The organism is Halomonas halodenitrificans DSM 735 (assembly GCF_000620045.1).
GTDB lineage: Bacteria > Pseudomonadota > Gammaproteobacteria > Pseudomonadales > Halomonadaceae > Halomonas > Halomonas halodenitrificans.
In genome coordinates this window covers 336,876-357,185 of sequence record NZ_JHVH01000001.1, presented here as the reverse complement: position 1 = coordinate 357,185, position 20,310 = coordinate 336,876, and the positions used below count along the sequence as shown (strand labels likewise).

Sequence of the window (20,310 nt, the reverse complement as noted above, 5' to 3'; positions counted from 1 at the left end):
CTCCTGAAGAATTGTGGGTAATCGGGCTCGAGCTAGAGAGCGGTGAGCCAGGCCGCGGCATCCACCTCGATCAGCAGGGGGGAGTCATCGGCACCGAGCTCGGCCAGGGCCTGCCCCAGGGAGGCGGGGCTACCCACGCACCGGTAGCGGCACGAGTAGCTGGCAGCCTGTGCCTTGAAGTCCGGTGCCGCCAGGTCGACGCCGAGATGAGGCACCTCGCTCATCGACATGTAGCGACGGATCTCGTCATAGCCGTCGTTGTTCCAGGTCACCACGGCCACGGCGCGTCCCAGGTCGCGGGCGGTGCCGAGCTCGCCGAGAACGAACTGGAGTCCGCCGTCGCCGACCAGCGCCACCACCGGGTGCTGCGGCTGAGCCAGGGCGGCTCCCAGGGCGGCGGGCAGGCCGTAGCCGAGCGTGCCGAAGCCGGTTGCGGCGTTGAACCAGCGCTGCGGGGCCGGAAACGAGGCCAGGAAGTTGCCGGCATAGACCGGGCCGGTGGAGTCGCCCACCACGATGGCGTCGGGCAGTATGTCGCGCAGGACGGCGTAGAGCGGCACATAGGGCGCGAGCTCCGGGTCGTCGCACAGGGCCAGCTCGCTGCGTGCGGTGGCGGCCCGGATTGCGCCATCGCGCTCGGCCGCCGCCGGCAGGTGCTCGAGCAGCCCGTTCATGGCCTGGCCAGCCTCGGCGAGGATGGCCAGGTCGGCGGCCTGGTTGCGGCCCAGCTGCTGGGGGTCGATATCGACGCGCACCAGGCGGCCATCGAGGTGAAAGCCATCGTCGGTGAACATGTCGTAGTCGGTTTCACCCAGCTCGGTGCCTAGCGCCAGCACCACGTCGGCCTGGGCCGCCAGCCGGCGCGCGGCTGGCAGGCTGGGAGTGGCGCCCAGGTCGAGGGGATGGTCCAGGCCGAGCACCCCCTTGGCGTTGATGGTGGTGAAGGTCGGGGCGTCGAGGCGCTCGACCAGTCGGCGGGCGGCCTGAGGCGAGGCGGCAGTGCCGCCGCCGAGCAGGACCAGCGGGCGCTGCGCGGCAGCCAGCCAGTCGGCGGCCAGTGCCAGGGCCTCGGGCGCGGGTGCCGGTGGAAAGGTGCGGGCCGGGGCTGCCGGTGCCGGAGGTGCCGGGGCGGCCATCACGTCGAGGGGAATCTCGATATGCACCGGACCCGGCCGGGCGGAGGCAAAGATCGCGAAGGCGCGACTCAGCGCCTCGGGCAACGCTGCCGGGTCGAGGAGAGTGTGGCTGAAGAGGCTGACGCCGGCCAGGGTCTGACTCTGGTGCGGCATCTCGTGCAGCCGTCCCTGGCCACGCCCCAGGGTGTGGCGCTGGTTGACGCTGGAGATCACCAGCATCGGCACCGAATCGGCCAGTGCCTGGCCCATGGCGGTGGCGATATTGGTCATGCCCGGGCCGGTGATGATGAAGCAGGCCGCCGGCTTGCCGCTGGCCCGGGCATAGCCGTCGGCCATGAAGCCGGCCCCCTGTTCATGGCGCGGGGTCACATGCTGGATTCGGCTCTGCCCCAGCGCTCGGTAGAACTCGACCGTGTGTACCCCGGGGATGCCGAAGGCGGTGTCGACGCCATATGCTTCCAGTAGGCTCAAGAGCTGCTGCGCGCAGGTCTGGCTCATGACACGGACTCCTCGGACAGCGGCTCGGGAAGGCCGCCGCGCGGGGTGCGGCCAAGCACTCTCTCCACCATCGGAACGAAGTGCTCAAGCGGGAGGGTGTCGTAGTCGGGGTCGAAGCTGGCCTGATCCCACTCGTCGCAGAAGCGCACGGTGCGCGCATAGGCGGGATGGTCGCGATACTGCTCGCGTGCAAGCGGGTCCTGCCCGAAGAAGTGCCGGTAGTGATACCCCTGAAAGAGCTCGTGGTGGCGAATCATCCAGGCATTGAGCGGGTCGATGAAGGGCTCGAGGATGGCCGCCGCGATATCGGCGTGGTTGGCCGGCGCCAGGTCGTCGCCGATGTCGTGAAGCAGGGCACAGACCACCATCTCCTCGTCGGCGCCGTCGCGCAGCGCGCGTGTCGCGGTCTGCAGGCTGTGCTCGTAGCGATCCACCGGGTAGCCGTGATGGTCGCCGGCCAGATTGTGCAGATGGGCCAGTACCCGGCGGGGGGCGTCGTCGACGTAGTCGCGGAAGCGGGCGTCGATCAGGGCCCATTCGGCATGTTGGGCCTCACCGAAGTGACGAAAGCGTGCTTGTTTCATGCGGTCTCTCCCGAGATCTGTGAGGTGGCGAGACGCTGGCGCAGCGTACGGCGTCGGCTGGCGGTGCTGTCCCGGTCCACGTACCCCTGGCGCATATGGCGTACGCCCCCGGCAAGCTGAAAGGCGCTGCGCCCATGGAGCAGGCGATAGTTGTCCATGATCAGCATCTGGCCGGGGTCGAGCTTGAGGTGCAGCGTCAGCTCCTCGCCGGTGATCAGCCGATAGAAGGCCTGGCGTGCGGCGTAATAGGCTTCGAGCTCCTCGGGAGGCAATGCCGGAACCTGCTCGGTGCGGTTGGAGTAACGTACTCGTACCGGATGGCCGTGGCTGTTCAGCTCGATCAGCGGCCCCTCGCTCTCCAGGTGGGTGTCGGCATCGTGATAGCGGAAGCCGGGAGTGACTCGGGTCAGTGTGGCGTAGGCTTCGGGGTCGCGTTCACGCAGCAGGCGAGCCGCCATGAAGCCGTCTGCCAGGGTGCTGTCCCCGCCATCGGCGGCATTGGTCAGGCAGTGCAGCCAGATGTAGCCGGGGATGGGGTCGCGGTAGGGATTGTCCGTGTGGGGCTCCAGGCCTCGCTGGGTCATGGTCAGATCATAGGCGTTGGCCACGGACTTGACGTCGGCAATGCCGCCCCAGTTGGTGCGGCGCAGCGGACCGATACGGTCGATCAGGGACTGCATCCCATCGGTCTGCGCCGGCACACCGGAGACGACCGCGAACCCATCGCGATGCAGCGCTTCCAGCATGTCCAGCAGGGCCGAGTCGTCCTCGCGCGCCGCCTCAAAGTCGGTCTGTGGAAGGGGAGCGCCGGCGGCATCCCACAGCCTCCTGGGAGGATCGCTGGGCATCTCCTCGAACAGCGCGTCGAGATCGAAGGCAGTACGATGGTCATCGCTGAAGCACAGATGAAGCTGGTCGCCCTTGACCTCGCTCGACTCGATTGTCAGTGATAGCGGCAGCTCCGCCGCCTCGATCAGGCGCTGGCCGGTACGCGGATCCAGGGTATCGGCATCGGGGCTGTGCTCGCGCAGCCAGAGGGCGGCAAACTGGCGCTGGCGGCCGACGTGCTCGATCGCCAGGTGGCGGCGATTGGCAAGGGGCATGATGTGGGTCATGGCGGTATCTCCACTGGCTGTGCTAGGTCGCTCCCTACCCTAAGGCCCCCTGCGCCGTATTACTTGATTAAGTTGGCCATAAAGTTGACTATTTTAGTCATGACTGACGTTATCGAAGGGCTTTGGCCCTACCCTCGACCCGACTCACCTCCTCTTCTGACCCCGGAGCAGGCCGAGCACACGCTCAATGTGTGGCTGGTGTCGCGTTTTTCCATGCTGACCCTGTTCTGCCTGCTGGAGCCGTTGCGAGTGGCCAATCGCTTCGGTCGTGATCTTTTCGCCTGGCGGCTGCTCTCGGCAGACGGCGAGGCGGTCGTGGCGAGCAACGGCGTGCGCATCGACGTGGATGGAGCCATCGACTCTCTGGGAGATACGGCGAGGCTGATGGTGGTGTCGTCATACGATGCAGAAGCAACCGTCCGCTTTCAGGATCGTGCCGTATTGCGGCGTATCGCCGCCCATGGCGGTTGGCTGGGCGGACTGGATACGGCCCCCTTCATTCTGGCGCGGGCGGGCGTGCTGTCGGGATACCGGGTGGCGCTGCACTGGGAAAGCGTCGCGGCCTTTCGCCGCGAGTTTCCCGATCTCGAGGTCAGTCCCGCTCACTACGAACTGGATGACACACGGCTGACGGGGTCGGGCGGTGCGGCCGGCATCGACATGATGCTGACCTGGATCGAACAGCTGTACGGGCCGGCACTGGTGGATGCCATCGGACTGCAGCTGGTCCACCAGAGGCCTCGCGGTGGAGAGGAGCTGCCGCTACGCCACGGGGAGCTGCCACGTAGCGTGATGCGGGCCCTGGCCATCATGGAGGCCAATCTCGGCAAGGCGTTATCGGTTCCCGAACTCTGTCGGTTGGTGGGACAGTCTCAGCGGCAGCTGGCGCGGCTCTTCCAGCGCCACTTCGGGGAAACGCCACAGCAATGTTATCTGGGCATGCGCCTCGATCGTGCTCGTCAGCTGCTCGCCGATAGCCAGAGCCTGGTGACAGAGGCGGCGCTGGCGACCGGCTTCACCCAGCCGGCCCACTTTACGCGAGCCTACCGTCGCCGCTTCGGCGAGGCGCCCAGCGTGACGGCAGAGCGCGGGCAAGGCTGAGGGGTCTTCATCGCTGGTGCGTACCCTGTGACAGGGTGTCACCATGGCTGGCGCGCTATAACGGAGGATACATGGACGGAGGCATTGACCAGTGCAGAGTCAGCGGGATTCAGAGCAGACAAGCGACGAGGTCATTCCCGAATCGGTGCGCTGGCGCGTTCTAGCGGTGCTGTTGGCTGCTATCGTCATGTCACTGATCGGTGTCAGCATCGTCAACGTCGCCTTGCCCTCCATCCAGCAGGGGCTGGAAGCCAGCCAGTCCGACCTGCAGTGGGTGCTCTCCGGCTATGCCCTGACCTTCGGCGTGGTGCTGGTGGCGGCCGGCCGTGCCGGCGACATCATGGGCCGTGGCGGCATCTTCATTATCGGCGTCACGCTATTCACGGCGGCGTCCATTGCCGCGGGCCTGGCCTCGGATGCCACCTGGCTCAACGTCGCCCGCTTTGTTCAGGGTGTCGGCTCGGGGCTGCTGAACCCCCAGGGGGTCGGCATGATCCAGCAGTATTTCCGCGGCGCCGAGCGCGCCAAGGCGTTCGGCTATTTCGGCAGCGCGGTGGGGGTGTCGGTAGGTATCGGCCCCGTACTGGGGGGCTTGCTGATCGAGCTTGGCGGGGTTGACCTGGGCTGGCGGCTGACGTTTCTGCTCAACGTACCCATCGGCATTGCCACCCTCATCATGGCCTTTGCCTGGTTCCCGAAACCGCTGTTCAGCCGTGCCCCGGGAGCGACGACAGGCACCTCGCAGCGTGCCCTGCGCACCGCCCTGTATATGTTCCGCAAGCTGGATCCAGTCGGCTCCCTGTTGCTGGGGCTCGCCGTATTCGCCGTGCTGTTTCCGTTCATGGAGGCGCGCTCTTCGGCGCTTACCTGGCTGCTGCTGCCGCTGGGGCTCGCGCTTGTCGCGGTCTGGGTGCGCTGGGAGCGCTACTATGCCCGCCTGGGGCGCAGCCCCATGGTGGACTTGAGTATCTTCTCCACCCACAGCTTCACCAACGGCGCGCTTATCATGACGCTCTACTTTACCGGCATGACCAGCATCTGGGTGCTGGTGGCGCTGTATCTCCAGCAGGGCCTCGGCAAGTCAGCGCTTCAGGCCGGCCTGGTAGGCATCCCGGCGGCCTTCATTTCCGCCTATGCGGCCAACTGGGCCGGCAGGCGAGTCATGGTTTACGGCCGCAAGGTGGTCATTGGCGGCCTGTTTTTCGCCATCGTCGGCCTCGCAGCGAGTGTTGCTGTCATCCTGCTGAATCAAGGGGGCCATCTCAGCGTATGGTGGCTGCTGCTGTCGCTATCGCTGATCGGCGTGGCCCAGGGCTCCGTGATCAGCCCCAACCAGACGCTGACGCTGGCAGGAGTCCCCCTGCAGTATGCGGGAAGCTCCGGCGCCATCATGCAGACCGGCCAGCGTATCGGCACCTCGATCGGCATCGCCGTGATCACGGCGGCGGTTTTCGCGGCGCTCAGCGTGGCCTCCTGGCCGGTCGCCGTGACGCTCGGGTTTGGCTTGATCGGGCTGGTCATGCTCGGTGCCCTCGGGGTCGCGTTCAAGGACCAGCGCGATCGAGTGAAGGACAGCGGGGCCGCGGCTCGGCGCTAGGGGGCCTCGGCGGTCAGCCGGCGACGGCGGCGGGCGCGCTGGACCATGCGATAGCGCGAACGCACCTCGTCACGTTCCATGTAACAGCCCTGCAGCCAGCGGTGGCCGGTGCTGCCTTCGAAGGCGTCCCGGGCGTGCAGCAGGCGGCGGTTGTCGAAGATGACGACGTCGCCGGGGTGATAGGTGAAGCGGATGGCGAACGCCGGGTCGCGCAGCAGCCGCTGCAGGGTCATCAGTGCTTCATAGGCCGGCTCGACGTCTTCGAAGGCGGTCTGCAGCGGGCCGCGGAGAAAATCGGCGATACGCACCTCGAGCAGCTCGCCGCGGGCATCGAGGCGAATCATCGGCTCGAACCAGACGTAGTCGGTGGTGCGCGCGGTGTTGGCATAACACCAGCGTACCCGAGTCAGCGTTTCCCAGGCTTCCGGGTGGCGATCGCGCAGGGCCTCGGCGATGGCGAAGCCGTCCATCATTACCGCTTCGCCGCCTTCCACGCTGTTTTCCAGGCAATAGAGCATCTGCAGGCCCGGATGATACTCCCGGGTGGGCAGGTCGACGTGGGGCGGCAGGGCAATGGACGTATAGGCGTTGGAGTCCGGGTCGGGCTTGGCCTTGACGTCGAACAGCTGACCGAAGTTGGTCGGCCGCACCGGGCCTATACGCCGGGCCAGCGACGCGATGGAGTCGGGCTCGGTGGGCAGGTTGCGCAGCCGCACCAGGCCCTTGCCGAGCACGCTTTCCAGCGCCGGGGCGAGAACGGCCTCTTCGGCTTCGCTTGCCGGCTGGGTATCCAGCAGGCCGCCGGCGTCCAGGGTGTCGGGGCCGGCATCGCTGCCGCCGAGCCAGGTGGTGACCGGCACCAGCGGCGCTTCGGGATCGTTGGCGTTGTCATAGTCGTGGGCGCGCAGCCAGCCCGGGTGAAAGCGCAGATGGCGATCTTCGGGGCTAAAGGTGATGCACAGCGCGCCGGCCTCGTCGATCTCGGCGGCGGAGACTTCCGGCCAGGCCGACAGGACGGAGAGGTCGAGAATGCGCTCCCGGGTGGCCGGGTTGACGGTGGAGTCGTCGGCGGCGTTTTCGCGCAGCCAGACGCTGTGGTAGCGGCTCTCGCGGCCGTCGCTCCAGCGTACCGTCACCAGGCGCGGCGAAAAGGAGACCGCCTCCAGGTGAGCCTCGATGGGCCAGGCATCATAGTCGGGGGTAATGGGAAGTGCTGTCGACATCTCGTGCTCCTTGATCGCTGTTCGACCATGGTGGCAGCCGAGGCCTGGCATGACGCGGCATGCTTCGACGCTTACTGTGCACGATTCGACACTCAGGAGGGGTGTCCACGGTGTCTGCGCAACGCACTCGGGGTCAGGCCATGGCGTCGACGAAAGGCCCGCGTGAAGCTGGAAGGAGAGGCAAACCCGCAGGCCAGGGCAATCCGGGTAATGTCGTAAGGCGTCTCGCTCAGCAGTCGCAGAGCATGGTCGAGCCGTATGGCCAGATAAGTGCGTTGAGGGGTGTCGCCGAGATAACGGAGGAAACGGCGTTCCAGACGGCGCCAGCTGGTCTCGAGCTCGTTCGCCAGATCCCCGATGGGCAATGGCGTTTCCAGATTGGCTTCCATCAGGGCAATGGCGCGACGGACCAGAGGGTCGAGGGTGAGTGCCGGGTCCCGCTGCCGACTGGCGGGGCGTCGACCCTGGTCGTGGAGCAGCTGATCCCGTACCCGCTCGGCCAGCCGTGCGCCGTGACGACGGTTGATCAGGTCGAGGCTCATGTCGATGGCCGAGCTGCCTCCCGCACAGGAAAAGCTGCCGGGAGTCACCTCGTAGAGCGACTCGACCGCATCGACCCGGGGGAAGTGAGCCCGGAACTCCGGCAGGCTCTCCCAGTGCAGCGTTACCGTCTGGTCGTCCAGCAGCCCCGCCGCAGCGAGCATGAAGCAGCCGGTATCCATGCCGCCGAGGATGCAGCCGGTGGCGGCGCGCTGCCGCAGCCAGTCGGTCAGCTCGGCGTCGATGCAGGCAGTCGGGTCGAAGCTGGCGCAGATGGCAAGGCTAGGCGAGAACGGTGCCGCCTGCATCGCATGGTCCACGCCCAGGGGCATGCCGTTGGATGCCGCTACCGGACCGCCATCGCGGCTGATCAGATGCCATTCGAACAGCCTTTGGCCGCCGATGCGATTGGCGATGCGCAGGGGCTCGATGGCCGAGAAGAGGGCCACCATGGCGAATCGCGGCAGCAGCAAGAAGCCGATGCGCTCTGGGGTGGGGCCGGCGTATTGGAGTCTCAACGGGATTCCCGGGATAACGGATGTTGTCGGGTGCCCTGGATCACGGCATCAGCGGCACTGCCCGTGACGCATTCTACTCATATGCCGTCCTCCGGTATAACCGAACCCGCTCCCGGTCGCGATAGCGCAGCTCCCGGTGGAGGTCGCGCAGACTCCGGCGCAGGGCGCGGCGCTGGTCGCGCTCGAGGTCATCCTGGTCCAGGCGGTGCCGATGACGGTCGATATCATGCTCGATGTCGTCGATGTCAGACTCGACGTCATGGATCGCCTCGCCCTGGCGATACGCCGCCAGGAAGGCCGGCTCCAGCTTCAGCGGGCAGACACCGCGATAGGAGCGGCCCTCGCGTCCCTCCTCGAAGCCCCGTCGTGGCGTGCAGTAGCGCTGGAGTCCCGCTTCACGCCCCGCGTAATAGCGTTCCGGCAGGGGACGGATGCCGTATTCGGCGCAGGCCTCCTGATGCTTGTAAAGCCGGGCGCGGTCCAGGCCGTTGCTGCCGTCCTGGCGGCCGATCTGATGCCAGTCGGCGGTACGACACTGGCCTTCCGACAGCGTGGCGCAGCCGCCGAGGACGACTGCCGCGATCAGCGAGAGGGCCAGCAGGCCGCTGTGAAGTTGGGGTCGCATACCGGCGCCGGGCCTCCGTGTCGTACAGGAATATGGTGAAGCATCAGGGTGAAGCATGGGGGTGAAGCATGAGTACGGCTATCCGACTTATATCGAACCCTTCGCCCGTCGGCCCCCTTTAAACGCAGGGGGCTAGGGTAGGCCGCGGAAGGCCGGCGGTGTGGTGTGTGTCGTCGACTGCGCTAGACTGGGCGTCTGCCGTGATTCGCGGCACACCCCCAAGAAGGAGATGATGCGCCATGCGCTTTGTGCCCCGCTTTACCGACGGTCAGGCCTATTCCGAGCGGCTCGGCAAGATCGTCTGTGTCGGTCGCAACTACGCCGATCACGCCCGGGAGCTCGACAACCCGGTGCCCAGCGAGCCGCTGCTGTTCATCAAGCCGGCGACGAGCGCCGTGCCCCTGGAATCGCCCATCGAGACACCCGCCTGGCGGGGGGAAGCCCACTATGAGACGGAGCTGGCGTTGCTGATCGGCGAGGAGCTGACTCACGCGACCGCCGATGAGGCGGAACGCGCCGTGGTGGGGATCGGGCTGGCGCTCGACCTGACCCTGCGCGATGTCCAGTCGCGGCTCAAGGAGAAGGGACATCCCTGGGAGATGGCCAAGGCCTTCGATGGTGCCTGTCCGTTATCGCCCTTCCTGCGCCTCTCCCAGGTGCCCAACTGGTGTGCGCTCTCCTTTACCCTGGAGGTGGACGGTGAGCTGCGCCAGCGCGGGGAGGGCGCCGACATGCTCTTTCCGGTGCCGACCCTGCTGGCCGAGATGAGCCGTCACTTTACCCTGGAGCCCGGGGACGTGGTGCTGACCGGTACCCCGGCGGGGGTAGGCCCGCTGACCCGGGATACCGAGCTGCGCCTCACCCTCACCGGGGGCCTCGCGCTGACGACCCGCGTGGCGGAATAACGGCCCGCTTCTGCTGTTCCGACGGACGGGCTACTCCAGGTAGGTATAGCCGGCCAGGCCCTCGGAGAGGTCATCGAGGAAGCGCTGCTGCTCGGCCTCTTCCAGGCCGCTGGCGGCCAGCTGTTCGGCCAGGTGGCGACGCAGCAGCTCGGCGTCGAAGTTGACGTAGCTCAGCACATCGGCGACGCGATCGCCCTGCTGGATATGACTCAGGCTCCAGCTGCCGTCCTCGTTGAGGAGGGCGTCCACCGAATCGGTATCGCCGAACAGGTTGTGCAGGTCGCCGAGGATCTCCTGGTAGGCCCCCACCATGAAGAAGCCCAGCAGCCGCTCGTCGCCCTCCTGCCATTCCGGCAGCGGCAGGGTGGTCTCCACGCCCTGGCCATCCACATAGCCGTCGATGCGGCCATCGCTGTCGCAGGTGATGTCCTGGATGACGCCGCGGCGCACCGGTTCCTGGTCGAGGCCGGTAAGCGGCACCACCGGGAAGATCTGCTGGATGCCCCAGACATCGGGTACCGACTGGAACAGCGAGAAGTTGACGAAAAGCTTGTCGGCGAGCTTCTCCGCCAGCTCATCGCCGATCTCGCGGTGCACGCGATTGCGGGTGTCGAGGCGGGCGCGCAGGCGGGCGCAGGCGGCGAAGTAGACCGCCTCGCCTTCGGCCCGGGCGGTGATGTGGGTCAGCCCCATGACGAAGCGTTCATGCAGGTCGCCCATGGCCTGGGCGAGGTCGTGCCAGGCCTCGACCAGGCCACGCTGATCGGGGGAAGCGCCGAGCAGGTCGTGGACCCGCCACAGCTCGTCGACCTGGGAATCGCCCTCGACCCGGCGTTCCGGGGAGGCGTCGCTGACCCGCTCCTCGCCGATCACGTTGGTGATCAGCACCGCGTGATGGGCGGTCAGTGCCCGGCCCGATTCGCTGATCAGGTGGGGTTGGGGGAGGTCGTTCTCCTGACAGGCCAGGCGGAAGGCGTAGACCACATTGCGGGCATACTCGAGCATCGAGTAGTTGGCCGAGCAGAAGCTGCGCGAGCGGGTGCCCTCATAGTCGACGCCCAGGCCGCCACCCACATCCACGGTGTCCACCGGGGCGCCAAGCTCCACCAGGCTCTGGTAGAAGCGGGCACACTCGCGCAGGGCGCGTTGGATGTCGCGGATATTGGCGATCTGGGAGCCCAGGTGAAAGTGCACCAACTGCAGGCTGGCCAGGGCATCGGCCGCGCGTAGCTGCTCGACCACCTTGAGGATCTGGCTGGCGGTGAGACCGAACTTGGATTTCTCGCCGCCGGTGTTCTGCCAGCGTCCTCGGCCCACGGTGGCCAGCCGGGCGCGCAGGCCGATGCGCGGCGTGACGCCCAGTTCGGCCGCCTCCTCGAGGATCAGCGGCAGCTCCGAGAGCTTCTCGACCACCAGGTAGACGCGGTGGCCGAGCTTCTCGCCCATCAGCGCCAGGCGCACGTACTCGCGGTCCTTGTAGCCGTTGCAGACGATCAGCGAGGGGCCATCGCCAGACAGCGCCAGTACGGCGAGCAGCTCCGGCTTGCTGCCGGCCTCCAGCCCCACGCGGTCGCGGCCACGCTCGGGGGTGGCCAGTATTTCTTCCACCACCCGGCGCTGCTGGTTGACCTTGATGGGATAGACCGCCGTATAACCGCCGTCGAAGGCCTCCTCCTGCATGGCGGTATCGAAGGCGTGGCAGAGCTGTTCGACCCGGTCGTGAAGGATATCGATAAAGCGTACCAGTACCGGCAGGCGCAGGCCGGCGGCTTTTAGTTCGCTCACCAGGTCGTTCAGCGGCAGGGCCGGGCCCTCGGCCTCGCTCCCCAGGGGGCGCACCAGGGCATGGCCGGCGTCGTCCACATCGAAGTAGCCGCTGCCCCACTGATCGATATTCCAGACGCGGCGCGCACGCCGGGCGGGGCCGCTGGTCGTGGTGAGGCTCATGAGCCCGCCTCGGGCACGGACAGGGCGGGCTGTTCGATGCGCGCCTTGAGGATGGTGCGGAAGCTGTCGGGGTCGTGGGGGGTCAGGTCGTGGGCCGGCGGGTCCACGTAGACCACCAGCAGGCGCGACAGCCAGTAGCGCAGCGCGGTCATGCGCAGCATCATCGGCCAGGCCTCACGCTCGGCATCGACCAGCGGGCGGTGTGCCTGGTAGGCGGCGAGGATGGCGGCGTGGCGTTCGGCATCGAGGGAGCCGTCCGCCTTGCTGGCCCAGTCGTTGATGACGATGGCCAGATCGAACAGCAGGTCGCCGGTGCAGCCGTTGTAGAAATCGATGATGCCGGTCAGGCGGTCGCCGTCGAACAGGGTGTTGTCGCGGAACAGGTCGCCGTGCAGCGCCCCCTGGGGCAGCTCGAGGCCGCCGCCGAAGACCTCCTCGTAGAGCTCCACCTCGTCCTTCATCAGCGTCTGGTCTTCCGCCGAGAGGTAGCCATGCACCTTGGGGTGCAGGGCCAGCAGCCAGTGCAGGTCACGCGGATTGGGGCGATGGCCGGTGAAGCGTTGCGCGATGGCATGCAGGCGCCCCAGCGTGCTGCCAAGCTCGCGGCACTGGGCCAGGCTGGGCGCGTGTGGGTGCTTGCCGGGAAGTCTCGGGAACAGCAGGGCCGGCTTGCCGGCCAGGCTGTGAAGTGCCACGCCTTCGCGGTCGTGCAACGGCCCGGGCACCGGCAGGCGGTGCTCGTCGAGGTAGTCGAGCAGGTCGACGAAGAACGGCAGCTCCTCGTGCTCACCCTGCTCGAAGAGGGTCAGCACCAGCTCTCGCCGGTCGGTGGTGACGAAGAAGGTGCTGTTCTCGGTACCGGCGGGAACGCCCACCAGGGAGACCAGGGAGCCCGCGTCGAAGCGGCTCAGAAACGCCTCGACCTGGGACTCGGTCAGCGGTGTGAATACGGCCATGTGTCTCTCACCCGGATATGCCAAGCCGTCTATTGTAGCGACTTGCGACAGTGATGCACGCTTCGTCTAGCGGCATTAGCGAGTCTTCAGGACCCATTCGGGTACGGCGATGCGCTCCCCCTGCTGGCGCTCGAAGTTGCCGTTGCCGTCATGATCGACCAGATAGTAGGACGAACCGTTCGAGGGGCGGATCTCGATGGCGTAGAGCTCGCCGTCGATCCGATATTCGCGCAGGGTGCGGTCCGCCTCCTGACGCGTGGTGATATCCGGTGTCGGTTCCGAGTCGGACTGGGCCAGGGCCGGCAGGGCGACGGCCAGCGACAGGCCCGCGGCCAGCAGCAGGGGGGTAATCAGGCGAATGGCGTGCATGGTGATCTCCAGACCGCCGGGGCGGTGAGATGGTATGTGCACCTAGTGTAAAGCGTCGCCGCCGCCGGGCCCAACGACCGCGGCAAAATGGCGGCGCTATGCGTATCATGGTCGCCCGGACTCACTCTTCGCTCAGCTTCAATGGATGCCTCCATGGCCGACACTCCCATCGTTCTCGTCGACGGTTCTTCCTATCTTTACCGCGCCTTCCACGCCCTGCCGCCGCTGACTACCTCGGAGGGCCTGCCCACCGGGGCCATCAAGGGCGTGCTCAACATGCTCAAGCGGCTGATCAAGGACTATCCGGACAGCCCCATGGCGGTGGTCTTCGATGCCCCGGGCAAGACCTTTCGCGATGAGCTGTTCGAGGCGTACAAGGCTCAGCGGCCACCGATGCCGGATGAGCTGCGCGACCAGGTGCAGCCGCTGCACGACTGCGTGAGGGCGCTGGGCCTGCCGCTGCTGTGCATCGAAGGGGTCGAGGCCGACGACGTCATCGGCACCCTGGCCCGCCAGGCCACCGAGGCCGGCCGCGATGCGGTGATCTCCACCGGCGACAAGGACATGGCCCAGCTGGTCAACGGCCATATCACCCTGGTTAACACCATGAAGGACGAGACCCTGGGCGTCGACGGCGTCGAGGAGAAGTTCGGCCTGCCCCCCGAACTGATCATCGACTTCCTGGCGCTGATGGGCGACAAGGTCGATAACATCCCCGGTGTGCCCGGGGTCGGGGAGAAGACCGCCCTGGGCCTGCTGCAGGGCATGCAGGGCGGGCTCGATACCATCTATGCGGATCTCGAAGCGGTCAAGGCGCTCGGCTTCCGCGGTGCCAAGACGCTACCGAAGAAGCTGGAGGAGCATCGCGACCAGGCCTTCCTGTCCTACCGGCTGGCCACCATCAAGACCGACTGCGAGCTGCCGGTAGGGCTCGATGACCTGGAGATCGCCCATCCGGATCGCGAGGCGCTGCTTGCACTGTATCGCCGCTTCGAATTCAGGGCCTGGCTGTCGGAGCTGTTGGAGGGCAAGGACGAAGGCGTCGACGACGTCGCCGGCGGCACCACGACCCCGGCTGTCGAGGGAGAGGAAGCCGAGGCTACCGAGGCCGGCGGTGCCTCCCGTGAGGATCACGTCATCCTCGAGCAGGCCGAGCTGGACGCCTGGCTCGAGCGGCTGCGGGCCGCCGAGGCCTTCTGCTTCGACCTGGAGACCACCAGCCTGAACTATATGGAGGCACAGATCGTCGGTGTCGGGCTGGCGCTGGACGCGGGGGAGGCCGCCTATATTCCCCTGGCCCATGATTATCTCGACGCCCCCGGCCAGCTCGACCGCGACGCGGTGCTGGCCGCCCTCAAGCCGCTGCTCGAAGACCCCGGCAGCACCAAGATCGGCCAGAACCTCAAGTACGATATCTCGGTGCTGGCCGGCTATGGCATCCGGGTGGCCGGCACGCTCGAGGACACCATGCTCGAGTCCTATGTGCTCGACTCCACCGCCACCCGCCATGACATGGATTCCCTGGCGCTCAAGTACCTGGGCGAGAAGACCACTTCCTTCATCGACATAGCGGGCAAGGGTGCCAAGCAGCTCACCTTCAACCAGGTGGCCCTGGAGCAGGCGGCCCCCTATGCCTGCGAGGATGTCGATATCACCCTGCGCCTGCACCATGAACTGCGTCCGCGGGTCGCCGAGGAGGGCCGGCTGGCCCGGGTGCTGGAGACGGTCGAGCTGCCGCTGATTCCGGTGCTGTCTCGGATGGAGCTGACCGGTGTGGCCCTGGATGCCCAGCGCCTCCACGAACAGAGCCGGGAACTCGAGGCGAGAATCAACGCGCTGGAGGCTCGGGCCCACGAGCTGGCCGGGCGGGAATTCAACCTGGGCTCGCCCAAGCAGCTCGGCCAGATCCTGTTCGAGGAACAGGGCATCCCGGTGCTCAAGAAGACCCCCAAGGGGGCGCCTTCTACCGCCGAGGCGGTGCTCGAGGAGCTGGCGCTGGACTACCCGCTGCCCAAGGTGATCATGGAGCACCGTGGCCTGGCCAAGCTGAAATCCACCTATACCGACAAGTTGCCGCGGCTGGTGAACAAGGCCACCGGGCGCCTGCACACCAGCTATCATCAGGCGGTCACCGCCACCGGCCGGCTATCCTCCAGCGACCCCAACCTGCAGAATATTCCCATCCGCACCGAGGAGGGGCGCCGGATTCGCCAGGCCTTTATCGCTCGCCCCGGCTATCGCATCGTCGCCGCCGACTACTCCCAGATCGAGCTGCGCATCATGGCCCATCTCTCCGCGGACGAGGGGCTGCTGACGGCCTTCGCCGAGGGGCGCGATATCCACGCCGCCACCGCCGCCGAGGTATTCGGCGTGGCGCTCGACAAGGTGACGGTCGAGCAGCGGCGTAGCGCCAAGGCGATCAACTTCGGGCTGATCTACGGCATGAGCGCCTGGGGACTGGGGCGGCAGCTGCATATCGAGCAGAGCCAGGCCAAGGTCTATATCGAGCGCTACTTCGACCGCTACCCCGGGGTGGCGAACTATATGGAGCGCATTCGCGCCCAGGCCGCCGAGGATGGCTTCGTCGAGACGGTATCCGGACGGCGCCTCTACCTTCCCGAGATTCGCTCCCAGAACCGTGCCCGCCGACAGGGCGCCGAGCGCACGGCCATCAATGCCCCCATGCAGGGCACTGCCGCCGACATCATCAAGCGCGCCATGATCGAGGTGGCCGCCTGGCTGGAAGAAGGCGAGATGGACGCCTGGATGGTGATGCAGGTCCACGACGAACTGGTGTTCGAGGTGGCCGAGGCCCAGGTAGACGATTTTATCGAGCAGGTGAAGGCGCGCATGCAGGCCGCCGCCGAGCTGGATGTGGCGCTGATCGTCGAGGCCGAGAGCGGGGCGAACTGGGACGAGGCGCACTGACGCGGCGCCTGCCCAAACAGCAAGGCCCGCGGCGGATGCCGCGGGCCTTGCTGTTGTTACTATAAGAAATTTTCGATTTACACCACGAGCGCGGTGGTCAATCGATCCATCTTAACGCCAGCCGACGCGGTCGAAGATCTTGATCGCCTCGGGGTTGTTCTCGCCCAGCTTGCTGATGTTGAGGTCATCCTTCTTGAAGTTGCCCCATGACTCCAGCACCGGGTCCTTCATCACGCCCTCGACCACCGGGAACTCGTAGTTGCCGTTGGCGAAGATCTCCTGAGCGGTATCGGAGGCCAGAAACTCGAGGAAGCGCACGGCATTCTCCCGGTTGGGCGCGCCTTCGACCACGCCGGCCCCGCCCACGTTGACGTGGGTGCCGCGGCCATCCTGATTGGGGAAGATCACGCCGACACGCCGCGCGGCCTCACGGTCTGCCTCGTCGTTGGAGTGCAGCAGGCGCACATAGTAGTAGTGGTTGGCCACCGCCAGGGAGCACTCGCCGCTGGCCACGCCCTTGATCTGGTCGGTGTCGCCACCCTCGGGGTCGCGTGCCATGTTATCCACCACGCCCTGGGCCCATGCCTCGGCTTCCTCGGCACCGTGGTGCTCGATCAGCGAAGCCAGCAGCGACTGGTTGTAGATGTTGTTGGAGGAGCGGATGCACACCGCGCCCTCGAACGTCGGGTCGGCGAGCTCCTCGTAGTCGCTGATCTGGCTCGGATCGAAGTTCTCGCGGTCATAGAAGATCGCACGGGCGCGCTGGCTGAAGCCGAACCACAGCCCCTCGGGGTGGCGCATGGCCTCCGGCAGGCGCTCGCTCAGCGTTTCGGAGTCGACGCTCTGGAAGATATCTTCCTGCTCGGCGCGCCACAGGCGGCCGGCGTCCACGGTGATCATCACGTCGGCGGGGCTGGCCACGCCCTCGCGGGTGATACGCTCGATCAGCTGGTCCGAACCGCCCTCCAGCAGGTTCACCTCGATGCCGGTCTCTTCGGTGAAGGCCTGGTACAGGGCCTCATCGGAGTCATAGTGACGCGCCGAATAGACGTTCAGCTCGTCGGCGGAGGCGGAGGCGGCGGTGGCGAAGGCGGAACCGGCCAGCGCGACGGCGATGGGAGCGGCGAGACGAGCGTGCTTGATCATCATGACCTCTGTGGTTTGTGGCAGAGCATTGATAGTGGAATGATAATACGTTGCATTCCTGGTGCTTCTATTGAAGCCCCGTACATCGGTGGCGTCAAGGGGTTGGGGCGAGATTACTTGCGCTGAAGCAGATAAGTATTGAATGCGAGTCGCTTTCAAACGCATTAGCGCTCGTGATCGGTTATGATGGAGTCACTTCCACCGACACGACGTCGAGGGTCCGATGAAGCCGAACCCGCAACAATCGCAAGTCTCCTCCGCTCAAGTGCTATCCATGCAGGGAATTCACCACGCCTTTGGCAAGCACGAGGTGGTGAAAGGCATCGATCTGGAAATACGCTCGGGAGAGGTGGTCTGTCTGCTGGGCCCCTCGGGCTGTGGCAAGACCACCCTGCTGCGCATCGCCGCCGGCCTCGAGAAACTGCAACGTGGCCGCGTCGTTCTGGAAGGCGAGGAGGTGGCCCGTCCCGGCGGTCGCCATCTGCCGCCCGAGAAGCGCAGCGTCGGCCTGGCCTTTCAGGATTCGGCGCTCTTCCCCCATCTCTCCGTGCGGGATAACGTCACCTTCGGTCTCAAGCATCTGCCCACGGGTGAACGCCGACGGCGTGGCCTGAGGCTGCTCGAGCAGCTGGGCATGGGGGAGCATGCCGATAGCTATCCGCATACGCTCTCGGGTGGCCAGCAGCAGCGCGTGGCGCTGGCGCGAGCCCTGGCGCCCGAGCCACATCTGATGCTGCTCGACGAGCCCTTCTCCAGCCTCGATGCGCGGCTGCGCGACCAGATTCGCGACGATACCCTGCACGTGCTCAAGGAGGTCGGGGCGGCCACCCTGCTGGTCACCCACGATCCCGAAGAAGCCATGTTCATGGCCGACCGCATCGCCCTGATGCGCGACGGTCATATCGTGCAGGTGGGGACCCCGCGGGAGCTCTACTGCAATCCCAGCGACCCCTTCGTGGTGACCTTCTTCGGCGAGGTGAACGAACTCTCCGGCGTGGTTCGCGACGGCAAGGTGCTGACGCCGGTCGGCATCGTGGACGCCGGCTGGCTGGCCGAGGGCAGCACCGCACGGGTGCTGGTAAGGCCGGAGGCGCTGCAGGTGTCGACGCTGGATGTGCCGGTCGAGGCCCATGCCCACAGCCATATCGTCATGGCCAAGCTGCTGGGGCGCAGCAGTCTGCTGCATATCTGCGCCCATGATGCCGACGGCGACGAGGCGCATGTCCATGCCCGGGTACCGGGAGTCTTTCTGCCCGCCGAGGGGCAGCCCATCGCCCTGCGGCTGGACCCCTCCCAGGTGTTTGTCTTTCCCTCAGCCCCCGCCGGGGCGCGAGCGGCGCATGGCCAGGCTAAGCAGGATCACCGGGATTATGCCCACGACCACGATGGCTAGCGAGGCCGTGGAGGCCTCGGCGAGCCGCTCGTCGGCCGCCAGGTTGTGAGCGCGCACCGCCAGGGTATCGAAGTCGAAGGGGCGCAGGATGATGGTGGCCGGCAGCTCCTTCATCACATCGACAAACACCAGAATACAGGCGGCCAGCAGGCTGCCGCGCATGATCGGGGTATGCACCCGCTTGAGCGTCCCGGTGGCGGTCTGGCCCAAGGTGCGTGAGGCGGCATCCATGCTCGGAGTTACCTTGCCCAGGCTCGCCTCCACGGCATTGAACGACACCGCCAGGAAGCGCACTACATAGGCGTAGATCAGGATAAACGCCGAGCCGCTGAAGATCAGCCCAATCACCTCTCCGCCGTTCGCCAGTAGCCAGGTGTTGATGGTGTTATCCAGCCAGGCGAAGGGAATCAGTATCCCCACGGCCACCACCGACCCCGGAATCGCATAGCCCATGGCCGAGATGCGCGTGGCCATGCGGGTCAGTCGGGTATCATCGAGACGCACCCCGTAGCTGAGCACCACCGCCAGGGTCACCGCGACCAGTGCGGCGATGGCCGCCAGTATCAGGCTGTTGCGGGCATAGCCGATAAAACTGGCGCCGAATAGCGAATCGCCCTGCTGAATGGCCAGCTCGGCGAGGATGCCGCTGGGGATGAGAAAGCCGCCGAGGATCGGCAGTAGACACGCCAGAACGGCCCCCGCCGAGGCCATGCCGCCGAGGTGAAATTCGGGGAGCTGTTGATAGCGGCTGGAGGTGTGGAAGTAGCGACGCTTGCCCCGCGACCAGCGCTCCAACAGCACCAGGGCGATCACGAAGGTCAGCAGGCAGGCGGCCAGCTGGGCCGCAGCGGCTTGCTCGCCGAGGCCGAACCAGGTGCGGTAGATGCCGGTGGTAAAGGTATCCACCCCGAAGTACTGCACCGCACCGAACTCGTTCAGCGTCTCCATCAACACCAGGGAGACACCACCCACCAGGGCGGGGCGCGACAGGGGTATCGCCACGCTGCCGAATAGTCGCCAGGGGCCACGCCCCAGGGTGCGGCCCACATCCAGCATGCATACCGACTGCTCCATGAACGAGGCGCGTGCCAGCAGATAGACGTAGGGGTAGAGCACCAGGGTAATCAGCGTTGCCGCGCCGCCCAGTGAGCGGACCTCGGGAAACCAGTAGTCGCCGAAGCCCCAGCCGAAAAGATCACGCAACCATCCCTGCAGCGGACCGGAAAACTGCAGGAAGTCGGTGTAGGCGTAGGCGATCACATAGGTCGGCACGGCCAGCGGCAGCAGCAGCGCCCACTCGAACAGGCGTCGACCGGGGAAGCGGCACATCACCACCAGCCAGGCGGTACCGGTGCCGATGATCAGGGTGCCGAGCCCCACCGTGATGACCAGGAACAGGGTGTTGACCAGGTAGCGAGGCAGCACCGTGCTGGCCAGGTGCGGCCAGACCCCATCGGTGGGAACCAGGATGTGGGACAGCACTGCCAACACCGGGAGTGCCACGATCAGGGCGACCCCGAGCAGCAGGGCGGTCCAGGGAGTGAAGGAGGAAAACAGCCGACGCGGTAAGGCGGGCTGGCCGCCACTGGTGGGTCGAGACAAGGGGAGGCTCCTTGCGGGCGCAGGATGACAAATGCGAGGCGTTGACGACGGCAAATGGTATCAGTTGCGCTCGTTTTCTGCAGGTAACTTCCGCTGACCGCAGGATTATCATCGTTACCGCACCCCC

16 protein-coding genes are annotated in these 20,310 nt (G+C 66.4%); 5 read left to right on the top strand and 11 right to left on the bottom strand.

All coding sequences use genetic code 11. The features are described 5' to 3' along the window. Positions 1-32: 32 nt before the first annotated feature. Genes Q358_RS0101730 through tmpA form a run of 3 tightly spaced genes read right to left on the bottom strand, consistent with a single transcriptional unit; the run spans position 33 to position 3,333 of the window. Positions 33-1,634 (bottom strand): 5-guanidino-2-oxopentanoate decarboxylase, encoded by a 1,602-nt coding sequence (locus Q358_RS0101730; RefSeq protein ID WP_027960458.1) that lies wholly within the window; start codon positions 1,632-1,634, stop codon positions 33-35. Then, complete coding sequence (locus tag Q358_RS0101725) at positions 1,631-2,218, bottom strand: HD domain-containing protein (protein ID WP_027960457.1); 588 nt, start codon at positions 2,216-2,218, stop codon at positions 1,631-1,633. The genes Q358_RS0101730 and Q358_RS0101725 overlap by 4 nt, the downstream gene beginning before the upstream one ends. After that, complete coding sequence (gene tmpA, locus Q358_RS0101720) at positions 2,215-3,333, bottom strand: 2-trimethylaminoethylphosphonate dioxygenase (RefSeq protein WP_027960456.1); 1,119 nt, start codon at positions 3,331-3,333, stop codon at positions 2,215-2,217. The genes Q358_RS0101725 and tmpA overlap by 4 nt, the downstream gene beginning before the upstream one ends. 99 nt (positions 3,334-3,432) lie before the next feature. Between tmpA and Q358_RS0101715 the strand changes: the two genes are divergently transcribed. Together Q358_RS0101715 and Q358_RS0101710 are read left to right on the top strand one after the other, a co-directional pair. Further along, positions 3,433-4,434, top strand: a complete 1,002-nt coding sequence (locus tag Q358_RS0101715) for a GlxA family transcriptional regulator (protein WP_027960455.1) — start codon at positions 3,433-3,435, stop codon at positions 4,432-4,434. Positions 4,435-4,525: 91 nt separating this feature from the next. Then, the gene (locus Q358_RS0101710; RefSeq protein ID WP_051530122.1) at positions 4,526-6,031 is read left to right on the top strand and encodes an MFS transporter; all 1,506 of its coding nucleotides are present in this window, start codon (positions 4,526-4,528) and stop codon (positions 6,029-6,031) included. Here Q358_RS0101710 and Q358_RS0101705 read toward each other — a convergent pair. The 3 genes from Q358_RS0101705 to Q358_RS17890 all read right to left on the bottom strand — a co-directional run bounded on the left by Q358_RS0101705 (position 6,028) and on the right by Q358_RS17890 (position 8,937). Continuing rightward, positions 6,028-7,254, bottom strand: a complete 1,227-nt coding sequence (locus tag Q358_RS0101705; protein ID WP_027960453.1) for a TauD/TfdA family dioxygenase — start codon at positions 7,252-7,254, stop codon at positions 6,028-6,030. The two genes, Q358_RS0101710 and Q358_RS0101705, sit on opposite strands and share 4 nt — an antisense overlap. Positions 7,255-7,346: 92 nt before the next feature. Beyond that, positions 7,347-8,312, bottom strand: coding sequence for a GlxA family transcriptional regulator (locus tag Q358_RS0101700; protein WP_043487458.1), 966 nt, complete (start codon positions 8,310-8,312; stop codon positions 7,347-7,349). Positions 8,313-8,385: 73 nt separating this feature from the next. Next, on the bottom strand, positions 8,386-8,937 hold the full coding sequence (locus Q358_RS17890) for a DUF2799 domain-containing protein (protein ID WP_051530121.1): 552 nt from the start codon (positions 8,935-8,937) through the stop codon (positions 8,386-8,388). 239 nt (positions 8,938-9,176) lie between these two features. On the opposite strand from Q358_RS17890, the gene Q358_RS0101690 reads away from it, so the two are divergent. Further along, positions 9,177-9,842, top strand: coding sequence for a fumarylacetoacetate hydrolase family protein (locus Q358_RS0101690; protein WP_027960451.1), 666 nt, complete (start codon positions 9,177-9,179; stop codon positions 9,840-9,842). Positions 9,843-9,872: 30 nt separating this feature from the next. Here Q358_RS0101690 and speA read toward each other — a convergent pair whose 3' ends face one another. From speA to Q358_RS0101675, 3 genes are all read right to left on the bottom strand, one after another. Continuing rightward, positions 9,873-11,789 carry a biosynthetic arginine decarboxylase gene (gene speA, locus Q358_RS0101685; RefSeq protein ID WP_027960450.1) on the bottom strand — a complete coding sequence of 639 codons (1,917 nt, stop codon included), beginning with the start codon at positions 11,787-11,789 and terminating at the stop codon, positions 9,873-9,875. Beyond that, positions 11,786-12,745 carry a homoserine kinase gene (locus tag Q358_RS0101680; RefSeq protein ID WP_027960449.1) on the bottom strand — a complete coding sequence of 320 codons (960 nt, stop codon included), beginning with the start codon at positions 12,743-12,745 and terminating at the stop codon, positions 11,786-11,788. Before Q358_RS0101680 ends, speA begins: the two co-directional genes overlap by 4 nt. A gap of 75 nt (positions 12,746-12,820) precedes the next feature. Further along, a complete protein-coding gene (locus Q358_RS0101675) occupies positions 12,821-13,114 on the bottom strand; it encodes a DUF2782 domain-containing protein (protein WP_051530120.1) in 294 nt (97 codons plus the stop codon). Positions 13,115-13,267: 153 nt separating this feature from the next. Between Q358_RS0101675 and polA the strand changes: the two genes are divergently transcribed. Then, on the top strand, positions 13,268-16,042 hold the full coding sequence (polA, locus tag Q358_RS0101670; RefSeq protein WP_027960447.1) for a DNA polymerase I: 2,775 nt from the start codon (positions 13,268-13,270) through the stop codon (positions 16,040-16,042). Between the two features lie 111 nt (positions 16,043-16,153). Here the strand turns inward: polA and Q358_RS0101665 are convergent, their stop codons facing one another. Beyond that, the gene (locus Q358_RS0101665; RefSeq protein WP_043487457.1) at positions 16,154-17,188 is read right to left on the bottom strand and encodes a Fe(3+) ABC transporter substrate-binding protein; all 1,035 of its coding nucleotides are present in this window, start codon (positions 17,186-17,188) and stop codon (positions 16,154-16,156) included. A gap of 274 nt (positions 17,189-17,462) precedes the next feature. Between Q358_RS0101665 and Q358_RS16320 the strand changes: the two genes are divergently transcribed. Continuing rightward, positions 17,463-18,581: an ABC transporter ATP-binding protein gene (locus tag Q358_RS16320; protein ID WP_084286398.1), complete on the top strand. Its 1,119-nt coding sequence runs from the start codon at positions 17,463-17,465 to the stop codon at positions 18,579-18,581. Here Q358_RS16320 and Q358_RS0101655 read toward each other — a convergent pair. Continuing rightward, positions 18,501-20,138 carry an ABC transporter permease gene (locus tag Q358_RS0101655; protein ID WP_051530132.1) on the bottom strand — a complete coding sequence of 546 codons (1,638 nt, stop codon included), beginning with the start codon at positions 20,136-20,138 and terminating at the stop codon, positions 18,501-18,503. The genes Q358_RS16320 and Q358_RS0101655 overlap by 81 nt on opposite strands. Positions 20,139-20,310 lie beyond the last annotated feature (172 nt).